Annotated in this window: 14 protein-coding genes; 6 read left to right on the top strand and 8 right to left on the bottom strand. The window is 63.1% G+C overall.

Going from position 1 to position 12,572, the window contains the following annotated elements:
- Positions 1-119 precede the first annotated feature (119 nt).
- Positions 120-689, bottom strand: a complete 570-nt coding sequence (locus ASD80_RS16915; protein ID WP_056235524.1) for a DUF1134 domain-containing protein — start codon at positions 687-689, stop codon at positions 120-122.
- 150 nt (positions 690-839) lie between these two features.
- Here ASD80_RS16915 and ASD80_RS16910 point away from each other — a divergent pair, with 150 nt between their 5' ends.
- The 3 genes from ASD80_RS16910 to ASD80_RS16900 all read left to right on the top strand — a co-directional run bounded on the left by ASD80_RS16910 (position 840) and on the right by ASD80_RS16900 (position 2,527).
- On the top strand, positions 840-1,307 hold the full coding sequence (locus ASD80_RS16910; RefSeq protein ID WP_056235521.1) for a YHS domain-containing (seleno)protein: 468 nt from the start codon (positions 840-842) through the stop codon (positions 1,305-1,307).
- A gap of 76 nt (positions 1,308-1,383) precedes the next feature.
- A complete protein-coding gene (chpT, locus tag ASD80_RS16905; RefSeq protein ID WP_082555391.1) occupies positions 1,384-2,052 on the top strand; it encodes a histidine phosphotransferase ChpT in 669 nt (222 codons plus the stop codon).
- A gap of 103 nt (positions 2,053-2,155) precedes the next feature.
- The gene (locus ASD80_RS16900) at positions 2,156-2,527 is read left to right on the top strand and encodes a response regulator (protein ID WP_056235515.1); all 372 of its coding nucleotides are present in this window, start codon (positions 2,156-2,158) and stop codon (positions 2,525-2,527) included.
- Positions 2,528-2,674: 147 nt separating this feature from the next.
- Here ASD80_RS16900 and ASD80_RS16895 read toward each other — a convergent pair whose 3' ends face one another.
- The 3 genes from ASD80_RS16895 to ctrA form a co-directional block, all read right to left on the bottom strand.
- Positions 2,675-3,937 carry an RNA polymerase sigma factor gene (locus ASD80_RS16895; RefSeq protein WP_056235512.1) on the bottom strand — a complete coding sequence of 421 codons (1,263 nt, stop codon included), beginning with the start codon at positions 3,935-3,937 and terminating at the stop codon, positions 2,675-2,677.
- A gap of 40 nt (positions 3,938-3,977) precedes the next feature.
- Positions 3,978-4,838, bottom strand: a complete 861-nt coding sequence (locus ASD80_RS16890; RefSeq protein WP_056235509.1) for an alpha/beta fold hydrolase — start codon at positions 4,836-4,838, stop codon at positions 3,978-3,980.
- Positions 4,839-5,160: 322 nt separating this feature from the next.
- Complete coding sequence (gene ctrA / locus ASD80_RS16885; RefSeq protein ID WP_056235506.1) at positions 5,161-5,868, bottom strand: response regulator transcription factor CtrA; 708 nt, start codon at positions 5,866-5,868, stop codon at positions 5,161-5,163.
- 429 nt (positions 5,869-6,297) lie between these two features.
- Here ctrA and fliI point away from each other — a divergent pair, with 429 nt between their 5' ends.
- Together fliI and fliJ are read left to right on the top strand one after the other, a co-directional pair.
- Positions 6,298-7,626 (top strand): flagellar protein export ATPase FliI, encoded by a 1,329-nt coding sequence (gene fliI, locus ASD80_RS16880; protein ID WP_056235502.1) that lies wholly within the window; start codon positions 6,298-6,300, stop codon positions 7,624-7,626.
- Between the two features lie 52 nt (positions 7,627-7,678).
- Positions 7,679-8,092: a flagellar export protein FliJ gene (gene fliJ / locus ASD80_RS16875; RefSeq protein ID WP_056235500.1), complete on the top strand. Its 414-nt coding sequence runs from the start codon at positions 7,679-7,681 to the stop codon at positions 8,090-8,092.
- Positions 8,093-8,140: 48 nt separating this feature from the next.
- Here fliJ and ASD80_RS16870 read toward each other — a convergent pair whose 3' ends face one another.
- From ASD80_RS16870 to ASD80_RS16860, 3 genes are all read right to left on the bottom strand, one after another.
- Complete coding sequence (locus ASD80_RS16870) at positions 8,141-9,064, bottom strand: PRC-barrel domain-containing protein (protein ID WP_056235497.1); 924 nt, start codon at positions 9,062-9,064, stop codon at positions 8,141-8,143.
- Between the two features lie 68 nt (positions 9,065-9,132).
- Positions 9,133-9,828 carry a PRC-barrel domain-containing protein gene (locus ASD80_RS16865; protein WP_056235494.1) on the bottom strand — a complete coding sequence of 232 codons (696 nt, stop codon included), beginning with the start codon at positions 9,826-9,828 and terminating at the stop codon, positions 9,133-9,135.
- Between the two features lie 301 nt (positions 9,829-10,129).
- Complete coding sequence (locus tag ASD80_RS16860) at positions 10,130-10,585, bottom strand: GNAT family N-acetyltransferase (RefSeq protein WP_056235492.1); 456 nt, start codon at positions 10,583-10,585, stop codon at positions 10,130-10,132.
- Between the two features lie 205 nt (positions 10,586-10,790).
- Between ASD80_RS16860 and ASD80_RS16855 the strand changes: the two genes are divergently transcribed.
- Positions 10,791-11,492 (top strand): glutathione S-transferase N-terminal domain-containing protein, encoded by a 702-nt coding sequence (locus ASD80_RS16855; protein WP_056235489.1) that lies wholly within the window; start codon positions 10,791-10,793, stop codon positions 11,490-11,492.
- Between the two features lie 137 nt (positions 11,493-11,629).
- On the opposite strand, the gene ASD80_RS16850 is transcribed toward ASD80_RS16855, so the two are convergent.
- Positions 11,630-12,571, bottom strand: coding sequence for an aminoglycoside phosphotransferase family protein (locus tag ASD80_RS16850; RefSeq protein ID WP_056235487.1), 942 nt, complete (start codon positions 12,569-12,571; stop codon positions 11,630-11,632).
- Position 12,572: the final 1 nt, after the last annotated feature.

The following is a 12,572-nucleotide window of genomic DNA, read 5'->3' as shown; positions in this document are numbered from 1 at the left end:
CTATCCTCATCACCCGGCTTGTCCGGGTGATCCACCTCTCAGCGCATGCGGCGCCATGGATTGCCTGGACGAGCCGGGCAATAACGGGCGTGGCCGGCTTGCCGGAAGGCCCCTCAGCCTCAGAACGGGTTCCAGGTCGGCTGGTTGGTGAATTTGAGATAGCCGATATTGATGCCGAGCCTTGCGCCCACGCCCGAGCGGATCGGCACGATCACGATATTGGAGCGCTTGATCACCGTCATGCCGAAGCCGCCCACGATATAGGCCGAACCGTCGACACCGACAAAGCGCCCCAGCACGTCCTGGATCTGGTTGAGATTGTAGACCAGCATCATCACCTTGGACCCGTCGCCGCCCACGTCGAAGCCGACCGAGGGGCCCTGCCAATAGACGTTGTACTCACCGGCATTGCGCGTATAGAGCACGCCCTCGCCATAGCGGGCGCCGGCAAACAGCGCCCCGCCAGCATCCTCGCCCAGGATATAGCCATTGGGCAGGCCGAACTGGCTGACCGCCTGCTCGACCAATGAGGCCAGCCCCTGGCTGGCCGAGCCGAAGAAGGCCTTGCCGCTGTCGATCAGGTCTTCGCCCTCATAGGTGTCGCTGAGCGAGCCCTGGGCGAAGGCCGATGGTATTGGCGCCATGAGGGCGGACAGCAGGGCAACAAGGAGGGCAAGGCGCTTGAACATCGAATTCTCCCTGGGCGAGGCAGGCTGGGGGCGAAGGCAGGCTGGCGGTTACGGAGTCGTTAAGGCTTGAACCGTAGTTTTGGCTGGCGGGTCGCCGGCATGCCGATCATTGGGTCAATGATGAAGCAAACCTCTAAACAAATCTTAACCATGCTTGCCTTTGTTCTGCCGCTATTGGGCATGGTTTGCCTCGTCGCCCAGCCAGCGCGGGCGCAGTCGGTGGTGACGCTGATCGTCACCGATCCGCTGACCGGCATCGGCATATACGGCATGGATCCGGTGAGCTATTTCACCGAGCCCGAACCGCTGCAGGGGCGCGGAGATTTCGAGTTCATCTGGAACAACGTGCCCTGGAATTTCGCCACCGCAGCCAATCGCGATATCTTCAAAACTGCGCCCGAGATTTACGCGCCGCAGTTTGGCGGGCATGGGGCCATGGGGGTGGCGCGCGGTTATGTGTCCGACAGCGACCCGGCCATGTATTTCGTCTTCAAGCAGCGGCTCTACCTGTTCTATTCCGCCGCCAACCGGGAGGCGTTCATCCTTTCCCCGGATGAAGCAGCCATCGAGGCCGAAGCCAACTGGCCGGGCCTGTCGAAGGGCCTGTCGATCAACTAGCCGCGTAAATCATCTGTCCACTTCTGCCGATCACCATCTAATGTCGGCACAACTGATTCTTACGGAGACTGCAGGGATGGACATCATCGAGCTCAAGGCAACGGACCTGGCGGCCATGCTGTGCTCCAGGGTCTGCCATGACCTGATCAATCCCATCGGGGCGATCGGCAACGGGCTCGAAGTCCTGGACGATCCCAACCAGGCCGAAATGGCCGAAGGCGCGCGCGACCTCATCGCCAGCGCCGCCCGGCAGAGCCGCGCCAAGCTCGAGTTCGCGCGCCTCGCCTATGGCGCCTCCTCGACCTCGGGCACCGATATCGACACGCGCGAATGCGAGCGCGTGGCCCGCATCCTGTTCGAGATCGAAAAGGCCGACCTCGAATGGAATGTGCCGCTGATCCTCCTGCCCAAGCACAAGGCCAAGCTGTTCATGAATCTGCTGCTGATCGCCGCCATGTCGGTGCCGCGCGGCGGGGTGGTGACCGCCTCAATCACCGGCGACGCCGGCAGTGAAAAGTTCGAGTTCACGTCGAAAAGCGATCCCGAGAAGCGCCAGAAGACGCTGGTGCCCTCCGGTTCGGCCGGGCTGCTTGCCGGCACGCCCGAGGAGGGGTTTGTCGATGCGCGGGGCATCCAGCCTTTCTACACCGGCCTGCTGGCCCGCATGACCGACATGGACGTCGATATCGGGCTCGAGAGCGACATGTTCTTCCTTACCGCGACCCCCAGGCTGGCCGCCGCCTGATTCACACTTTAAGCGCGTCAATGCTAGCAGTCTGCTAACCAATTGCTAGGAAGTGCGACCGCATAATCGGGGCGAGCGTTTGCCCCTGCGGAGCCTTTTCGGGATGAAATCCTGCCTGATCGTCGATGATTCGAGCGTGGTGCGCAAAGTCGCGCGCCGCATTCTCGAAGACATGGACTACATCGTCGAGGAAGCGGAAGACGGCCAGGACGCCTTCGACAAATGCCGCCAGGAAATGCCGGACGCGATCCTGCTCGATTGGAACATGCCGATCATGAGCGGGTTGGAATTCCTAAAGCTGCTAAGGGCTTACGTCGGCGGCGACAAGCCGCATATCGTCTATTGCACGGTCGAGAACGACATCGGCGCCATTGCCCTGGCCCTCAAGGCCGGGGCCAGCGACTACATGATGAAGCCGTTCGACCGCACCATCCTCGAAGCCAAGTTCGACACCGGCGCCTCGCTCGCCGCATAGAAGGCTTTCTCACCTCTCCCTCTGGGGGAGAGGTCGACCCGTCTTCGGGTCGGGTGAGGGGGCCTTCCCCACGCACCGCACCCAGAAAAGGCCCCCTCACCCGTCGGCTACGCCGCCGACCTCTCCCCCGAGGGAGAGGTGAAGGAGCTAGGCGGTTTCCTCAGCTCGACCAAGCAGATAGGCCTTTTCCCGCTCGTTGCGGGTCAGCTCCGCCGCACGGCGGAATTCGAGCATGGCCTCGGTCTGCCGGCCCAGCTTGCTGAGCAGGTCGCCGCGCACGCCATAGAGCAGGTGGTAGTTCCTGAGCGCCGGATTGTCCTTGATCGCGTCGATCAGCACCAGGGCCGCAGCCGGTCCGTCGGACATCGACACGGCGACGGCGCGATTAAGCTCGATCACCGGTGATGGCGTGACCTGGGCCAGAACCGCGTAAAGCTCTGAAATCCTTGACCAATCCGTGTCGGCGCCCTTGCGCGCGCGGGCGTGACAGGCGGCGATGGCGGCCTGCAGGGCATAGGGCAAACGCGCTCCGCCCAGCGCGATGGCGCGGTCGAGCGCGGCGAGGCCCCGGCGGATCAACAACTGGTCCCAACGCGAGCGATCCTGATCGAGCAGCAGCACCGGCTCGCCCTGCTTGTTGGTGCGGGCGGCGGTGCGCGAGGCCTGGATTTCCATAAGCGCCACAAGGGCATGGACCTCGGAATCGTCGGGCGATAGCCGGGCCAGGGTGCGGCCGAGGCGCATCGCCTCCTCGCAGAGCTGGGGGCGGATCAGGTCGTCGCCGGCGGTTGCCGAATAGCCTTCGTTGAAGATGAGGTAGAGCACCCCCAGCACGGAACTCAGCCGTTCCGTGCGTTCCTCACCGCGCGGCACCTCGAAGGGAATGCCGGCATCGGCGATGGTCTTCTTGGCCCGCACGATGCGCTGGCCGATGGTGGGTTCAGCGGCGAGGAAAGCGCGGGCGATTTCCTCGGTGGTCAGGCCGCCCAGCAGGCGCAGGGTTAGTGCGACCCTTGATTCTGCAGGTAAAATCGGGTGGCAGGAGGTGAAGATCAGCCGCAGCAGATCGTCGCCGACCTCGTCATCCATCGCTTCGACGATGTCGGCTTCATGGTCGGGCGCATCGTCCTCGAGAGTGCGGCCGACCTCTTCGAGCTTGGTGGCGGCCATCTTGCGGTGGCGGAAATAGTCGATGGCGCGGCGCTTGGCCGTCTGCATCAGCCAGGCGCCCGGATTGCGCGGCACGCCGGATTCCGGCCAGGTCCTGAGCGCGATGACCAGCGCGTCCTGGGCCAGTTCCTCGGCCAGCGAGATGTCGCGGACCATGCGCGTCAATCCCGCGATCAGGCGGGATTGCTCGATTTTCCAGACGGAATTGATGGCGCGATGGGTTTCGGTTTCGGTGGTCATGGGCGCGAAGCTACGACACATCGCGCCCTTCGCTCCAGCCCTAGAACATGCCCTTTGGCGTTTCGCCCCGGAGGAACGGCTCGATGAAACCATGGAGCAGATCGACCTGATCGATTACGGCGGTATGCGATGTTGCCGGCAGGATGGCGAGCCGCGAGGCGGCAAGCGGCTTGCCCATGTCGCCGGGTGCACCGCCGCCCATCAGGCGGAACAGGCTCACCACATGCTCGAGCGTCATCATGTCGGCGTCGCCGGCAATGATCAGCATCGGGGTCTTGAGGGTACGAACCTCTTCTTCCCAGGCAAGCTGCTCATGCTCCAGGGCGATCATGCGCTCGACGAAAGGCCGGAAGCCGTCAGGGTTGGGAGCAAACTGCTTCCAGGCATCCTCCATGGGTGAGCCGATAAACATTTCGGGGGACATGGTGGGGATCATGGCCAGAAATTCGGGCTGCGACCCCGCCATGTCGTAAGAAACGGAGGCGACGACGAGCTGGTCCACCTTTTCGGGAAAGTCGATGGCCAGCCGAAGTGCCGCCGCCGCTCCCATGGAATAACCCAGCACGTCGGCCTTCTCGAGGCCGATCGCGTCCATGAAGGTGGCCACATCATTGGCAAGGTTGGGATAGGTGATGGGGCGGTCGATGTCCCCGGTGCGGCCATGGCCCTGAAACTCAAGGGCATAGACCTTGTGGGTCTCGGCCAGCTTCGGAATGATCCCGCCCATGGCCGGGATATTCATATAGGCCCCGTGCAGCACGACGAGCGGATCGCCCTCGCCGCTGACTTCATAATAAAGCTCCATTCCGTTGACCGGCACGGTCTGGCCGACGGGTTCGGACTGGGCGAAAGCAGTGGTAGTCATGAGCATGGCTCCTGCAATGATGGCGGCGCGGATCATCGTCGTCTCCTCGGGGTGGGGCGCAGTATCGAACTGGGCCTCTGACCTGACGACGAACGAGGCGAGACGACTTCGACAAATCGATGGAGGATTTTTCGTGCGTTCGCGCTTGTGGCTTCCCCCCACCCTCATTCCCTTCCCACAGGGGGGAAGCCTGCCCGGCGGACGATGCAATATTGGACCACTGACGTTGGTCGTGCGCCTCCCTCCCCCTGATGGGGAGGGATTGAGGGTGGGGTGACGAGAGCCACGGAAGTCCCATGAGCCAAACAAAAACCCCGCGACGATGTCGCGGGGTTTTGTGACGGTGGAGCCTGACGGATCAGGCGACGTTTTCGTTGTAGACTTCGCTCTCGTCGGGCTCGCGCAGCACGTAGCCGCGGCCCCAGACGGTCTCGATGTAATTCTTGCCACCGGTGGCCACGCTGAGCTTCTTGCGGAGCTTGCAGATGAACACGTCGATGATCTTGAGTTCGGGTTCGTCCATGCCGCCATAGAGGTGGTTGAGGAACATTTCCTTGGTGAGCGTGGTCCCCTTGCGGAGGGAGAGCAGCTCGAGCATCTGGTATTCCTTGCCGGTGAGGTGCACCCGCTGGGTCTGCACTTCGACGGTCTTGGTATCCAGGTTCACCGTGAGGTCGCCGGTCTGGATGACCGACTGGGCATGGCCCTTGGAGCGGCGGACGATGGCGTGGATGCGGGCCACGAGTTCGTCCTTGTGGAAAGGCTTGGTCATGTAGTCGTCGGCGCCGAAGCCGAGGCCACGAACCTTATCCTCGATGCCGGCGAGACCGGATAGAATGAGGATCGGGGTCTGAACCTTGGCGACGCGCAGGGTGCGGAGCACCTCATAACCGCTCATGTCGGGCAGGTTCAGATCGAGAAGGATGATGTCGTAGTCATAGAGCTTGCCGAGATCGACGCCTTCCTCACCCAGATCGGTGGTGTAGACGTTGAAACTTTCGGACTTCAGCATCAACTCGATGCTCTGCGCTGTCGCGCTGTCGTCCTCAATAAGGAGTACCCGCATTATATTCCCCTTGTCATTCGTTCCTGCTGGAACCCGTGAGGAGCGACCGGAACGGCCTTCTCACTCCAACCCTACTGGATATGACTGAACCCTAAGCCCAAATAGTTAACAAAGTTTAATTCGGTTCGGCAATACGCAAACGGCGTTAGGATGAATTTAGTCTAACTCATTGAAATTTAAGGGTTAATCTTATCAATTTTTCTTAAGAAAATGGTTTAAGAAGCCATTTCAACCGACTCTTTCGACTCAAGCAATTGGAGCTATGTCAGGGGTTTGGCGGGGAGTCGACGCAAAGCTGCGGACAGGCCGGACCAACCCCTCAAATAGCGCCTTTTGCTTAACGATCGGTTACTGTGTGATTCGTGGTCAGACGCGATTCGACTGACACGGAAACCATAGTCCGGTTCCGCCCTGGGGATAACTAGCGGCATGAAAGCGCTGATCTCGGCAATCGAGGCGATCGACGACATCGAGGTGTTCGGCCGCGTCAAATCGGTGCAGGGGCTGCTCGTCGAAATCGTCGGGCCGGTTCGGGAATTGCGCGTCGGCGGGCGCGTGCAGATCGAGACGGTCAATGGCGAATTGCTGGCCGCCGAAATCATCGGCTTCAAGGACGGCCACGCGCTGTGCCTGCCCTTCGGCCAGCTCTCGGGGGTGCGGCTGGGCTGCAAGGCGGTGTTCCAACGCCATGACGGGGCGGCCTTTCCCTCCGAAGCCTGGCTGGGCCGCGTCATCAATGCCGATGGCGAACCGATCGACGGCAAGGGCCCGCTGGCGCGTGGGGCGACGCCTTATCCACTGCGGCAAAATCCATTGCTGGCGCATGACCGCGTGCGGGTGGGCGATCCGCTCGACCTGGGGGTGCGGTGCCTCAATACCTTCACCACGGTCTGCGAGGGGCAGCGGCTGGGCATCTTTGCCGGATCGGGCGTCGGCAAATCGGTGCTCATGTCCATGCTGGCGCGCAATACCAATGTGGACGTAGCGGTCATCGGCCTCATCGGCGAGCGCGGGCGCGAGGTGCATGAATTCATCCAGGAATATCTGGGCGAGGAGGGGCTGAAGCGCGCCGTGGTGGTGGTGGCCACATCGGACGAGGCGGCGCTGATGCGGCGGCAGGCCGCCTATATGAGCCTGGCGCTGTCGGAATATTTCCGCGACCAGGGCATGCGGGTGCTGTGCATGATGGATAGTCTCACCCGTTTTGCCATGGCGCAGCGCGAGATCGGCCTGGCCATCGGCGAGCCGCCGACCGCCAAGGGCTATCCGCCCACCGTCTTCACCGAATTGCCGCGCCTGCTGGAACGCGCCGGGCCTGGAACACCGACGACCGGTTCCATTACCGGACTATTTACCGTTTTGGTGGAAGGTGATGATCACAATGAGCCTATTGCGGATGCCGTGCGCGGCATTCTTGATGGGCACATCGTAATGGAGCGCGGCATTGCCGAGCGGGGACGCTACCCCGCCGTCAACGTGCTCCGGTCCATTTCGCGCACCATGCCAGGGTGTGTTCCGGCCGATGTCCGGCCGGTCCTGCAAAAGGCGCGAGAGCTCATGTCCATCTATTCGGACATGGAGGAACTGATCCGGCTGGGGGCTTACCGGAAAGGGTCAGATCCGAAAGTGGACCGCGCGATCGCCATCTATCCCGCGCTGGAGGCCTTTCTGGGGCAGGAGCGGGAAGAGACGACCAATATCGCCGAGGGCTATCAGATGCTCGAAGCGATCGTGGCCGAGGCGGGTGCGGCAGACTGATGGGACCGTGTATTGGTCCCGGAACTGACTTGATGTGTAAGGAGTACAGGTCTTGAAATCGCGCAGCGAGAGCCTCATTCGGCTCAAGAAGTTCCAGGTGGACGAGAAGCGCCGTCAGGTTGCGCAGATCGAGATGATGATTGCCGATTTCGAGCGCATGGCGTCCGAACTCGACCAGCAGATCGAAATCGAGCACACCAAGACCGGCATTTCCGATGTGGCGCACTTCGCCTATTCGACCTTTGCCAAGGCGGCGCTGACGCGGCGCGACAACCTGCTCAATTCCGCCAATGACATGAAGAGCAAGCTCGAAGCGGCCCAGGATGCCCTGGCCGAAGCGCTCGAAGATCTCAAGAAGGTCGAGCTGCTCGACCAGCGCGAGCATCAGCGCGAGGCGGCAGAACAGCTCAAGGTGGAGCAGGCCGAATATGACGAGATTGGCCGGCTGCGGTTTTCGCAGCGCTGACCTTCGGCGTGAGATTTTTGAAAAGGCCCGCAGATGCGGGCCTTTTGTTTATGGCGCGATGATCATGCGCTGGCTTTCGCGCTCGCCGGCATAGGTGGCTGGGTCGTAGGCCGGCTGGTTTTCGAGCTGCTGGCGCGTGGTGTTGAGAAACAGGTAGCGATTGCCGAAAGTGTCGGCAGAGAACACCAGATTGTCGAACCCAACGGCGACCGGCTTGGCACCCAGCCCCAGGAAACCACCGACATCGACGATGACGGCATCGAAGCTCCCGTCGGGATTGCTGATGATATCGCCGATGGCGCCGATCTGCTCGTCATTGATGCCATAGACGGCGATGCCGCGCAGGTCTTCGGCCGTGAGGCCGGTTTCATCGAACGGCGAGAAACCGCTGCGATCGAGGGGCGTGGTGATGGTCTGGCGCTCCGGCGCGTCGGTGGTCAGGTCCGGATCGATGCCGATATCGTTGGGGTCACCCTCCACCAACTGGTCTTCTTCCTGCTGGGTGGTGAGGGCCGGTTGGCCGGTGGCCTCCTCGCTGTCGGCCCAGATGAAGGCCGGGGCGGCAGCCAGGGCCTGGGCGGTGGTCGCCAGCACCCAGCGACGGGAGCCATCGTCACGTGCCGCCCATTCGAGCTGGGCGAAATCGACCGCGACATCCTTGTCGCCCACACCCAGGAAGCCGCCTACGCTGATGACCACGGCCGAAATACCCAATCCGGACGTGACGACCATGTCGGTAATAGTGCCGACTTCCTCGGCATTGTCCTCGATCGAGGCATAGACGGTTTCACCCAGCAGGCTGGTGACCAGCACGTCCTCGCCGCCCGTCGCGTAGCCTTCGGAAAGCACGGTGGGCGGGGTCAGCCCGCTCTGCTCGAGTTCGGTGGGCGCCGTCGGGGCGGGTGCCTGGCCAAGGGCCGGAGCGGCCAGCAGCATTGCCAGGGCCGGGGCGGTGATGAACGAGCGCAGCATTGAAATCTCCTGTGACGCAGATGGGCCGGCCCGAAGGCCGGCCCATCCAAGGGATAATCCGCGAGGGATCAGTTGGTTGCCGGGGCGGCAGCCGGATCGGCCGGGGCCATTGCCGGGTCGGCGGCAGGAGCGGCCGGATCAGCGGGCGCCATGGCCGGATCGCTGGTCACGTCGACCGGCTCATCTTCTTCCCAGACGAAGTCCGGAGCGGCGGTCAGGGCGTCAGCGGTCGTTGGCAGCACCCAGCGCTCGGTATTGTCGGCCGCCAGGGTGAATTCGAGCGACTGGAAGTCCACCGCAACGGCCTTTTCGCCAATGCCGAGGAAGCCGCCAACGCCGATGACGACGGCCGTGATCTGGCCATCTTCATTGAAGACCAGGTCGGAAATCGAGCCGATCTCCTCGGCATCGTCACCAGCCGTGGAATAGACCGGCTGGCCGATCAGGCGCGAACCCAGATTGTCGGTATCAGCGACGGTGTAGCCGGCCGACATGTCCCAGGGTTCCATGACGTCAGTGTCTTCCATGGCGCCGGATTCGACATCGGCGCCGGCAGCGGGGGCAGCGGCGTCAGCCGCAGGTGCAGCCGGGGCCATGGCGTCGTCGGCCGGGGCCATCGCATCGTCAGCGGCGGGCGCTGCCGGATCGGCCGGGGCTTCGGTAGCAGGCGGCGCAGCCGGATCGGCGGGCGCGGCGTCCTGGGCGATGGCACCGGTGGCGAGCAACGCAGCGAGGGCCGTAGTGGCCAGAAGGGTGCGGATCATAGTAGGCTCCATAGGTTCATCGTTGAGGTGAACGGGCCGTGCGATGCAAAACTTTGCCGGTGGAGCACCGTGCGGCCCATGATGTGTCGACAACGCAGCGACAAGCGCAGACGTTCCGGGCCGATTTGTCGCGGTGGAATTGAAAAGGCCGGCTCTCGCAGCGAGGCCGGCCTTCTCCGCCTCCCTGGCGGTATTGTGCTGGGCGCCGCGCAACATGGTGCGCAGGCCTCCCGACATCGCCGATAATAGCGCAATTGGCGGGGCAGGGGACCTATCGACGGGCAACAGGCTTAAGAGGCTGCTAACTGGTTAACTGCGCCGTCTCACGGTCGTAATTGCGCATGGCGCGATGGGGCATGCCGCCATCCTGGAATTCGGGGCCAAAGGCGGCGAAACCCAGCTTTTCATACATGCCCAGCTTGTCGGATTGGGCAGTGAGGTAGAAGCGATCGCGGCCCAGGGAACGGGCATGTTCCATGGAAGCCAGCATCATCTGCTTGGCGATGCCATGGCCGCGGAAGGATTGCCGAACGGCCACGCGGCCGATCTTGACATGGTCCGGCCTGTCGATGAGCCGGAGCGTGCCGACCACCTCGCCCTCGGCAATGGCCACGAAGTGGGTGGCGGTGAGGTCGTCGGCGTCGTTTTCCTCGTCTTCGGGCACCTTCTGCTCCCAGACGAAGACCTCGCGGCGCAGGGAGAAGGCGGCGTTGCAGAGGGTGGAAAAGGGTGGGACGATGAGGATGGTGATGGGCATGGACGTAAAATAGCCAGTCCCGATCGCGGTGTCATCCCGGCACCGGCGGTCGACTTTTGTGATGGTTGCAGCATACGGACTGTTCACTGCAGCGACACGCCGCCATGTGATCCTCCAGGCCCGCCAGCGTGCTATGGATGCGTCGTACTTGCCGGCGCCTGCGTGCTGCTCGGCGCCAAACCAGCCTTGACGGAGCGATAGACCCATGGCCGACCTCTCGGATTTCCCCATCACCAAGCTATGGCCGGCGGCCAATCCCGACGTGATTCAGCTCTATTCCCTGCCGACGCCAAATGGGGTGAAGGCTTCCATCATGCTCGAAGAAACCGGGCTCGCCTATGAGCCGCATCTGGTGGACATCACCAAGAACCAGACCTGGGGGCCGGAATACCTGGCGCTCAATCCGAACGGCAAGATTCCTGCGATCATCGATCCCAACGGGCCGGGTGGTAAGCCGTTGGCGCTGTTCGAGTCGGGTGCCATCCTGATCTATCTGGCGGAAAAGAGCGGCAAGTTCCTCTCCGCCGATCCGGCGACGCGCTACGAAACCATCCAATGGGTGATGTTCCAGATGGCGGCCATCGGGCCGATGTTCGGGCAGCTCGGCTTTTTCCACAAGTTCGCCGGCGCGGCCTATGAGGACAAGCGGCCGCGCGACCGCTATGCGGCGGAGTCCAAGCGCCTGCTCGGCGTGCTGGAGACGCGCCTGGCGGGCCGCGACTGGCTGATGGACGACTATTCCATCGCCGATATCGCCACGCTGGGCTGGGTCCGCAACCTGATCGGTTTCTACGGCGCGGCCGAAGTGGTGGACTATGCCAGCCTCAGCAACGTGCCGGCCTGGCTCGAACGCGGGCTGGCACGGCCGGCAGTGCAGCGCGGGCTGGAAATTCCGGCGCGTGGATAAGCGATCCACTTGCCGATCCCTCCGCTTGCCTGGCTTGTCCGGGCAATCCATGGCTCCGTACGCGCTGACGAATGGATCACCCGGACAAGCCGGGTGATGACGATGGCGGAATGAGCTGGCGATGCGCCAAGCGAGCCTCAGCTCGAAGCCTGGATTGCGTCGGCCGCTGCAAGGAAAAGGCGGCCTTTGTCCATCTCGCCCAGCTCCATCAGGTGCAGGCCGGTGGAGACGCGCTCGATATAGCCCCATTGCCAGATGGCCTCGGCGGGAACCTGGGTGCGGCTGGTCAGGTGCCGGGCATGGCTGCGGGCAATGTCATGGGCGTGACGACCGGCAATGCCTTCGTGCCAGGCGCGCAGCAGTACGCCCAGATCATAAGCGGGTTCGATGGCCAGGCCGTCGGGATCGATGAACTTCCACTGCCGTCCCCCGGTTTCGGGCACTTCGAGGATATTGGCCGGATGCGGGTCGCCGTGGGCGAGCACGGCATTTTCGGGGCGCCAGGCCGCGGCGCGGTCGCGGCAATACATCAGGGCCGTGTCGAGAACCGCCTGTGAGCAGGGGCGGCCGAGCTCCTGCCATTTTTCGAGAATGGCCATGGCCAGGCCGTTGGCCTTTTCCGCGCCGTTGGTGAAGGCGCCGCCTGCCGGAACCGGTATCCAGGCATCGAGCAGGGTGGAGCACAGGATGTCGATCTTGTTCCGGTAGGGCATGTCGTGCTGGTCGAGGCTCGTGCCGAGATGTTCGAGCAGCATGGCGTGGCGCGCGGTATCCTGGCGGATCAGCCGGACATAGCCCTTGCCGCGCGCGATGGCGAGGACGGTGACTTCCTGCCGTCCGATGAGGCTGCCCGGCGTGGGCAGCTTGATGACGAAGCTCTTGCCTGCCGTGTCGGTGGCTTCGGCGACGAAGGCCGTGCTGCCTCCCGAAATGGCCTGGCCGATGGTCAGGCCCCAATCATGCTCGAGCTCGAACAGATTCTCGTCCAGCGAGGCCAGCCAGTCATTGCCCACCTGGCCTTCGGACTCGGCCCGGCGGCGGACGATATCGGGGACGGGAAACCGGGCACTGCCAGCCATG

Source organism: Devosia sp. Root635, from assembly GCF_001427605.1.
Taxonomy (GTDB): Bacteria; Pseudomonadota; Alphaproteobacteria; order Rhizobiales; family Devosiaceae; genus Devosia.
The sequence above is the reverse complement of the archived record's forward strand: the minus strand, read 5'-3'. Positions and strand labels throughout refer to the sequence as shown.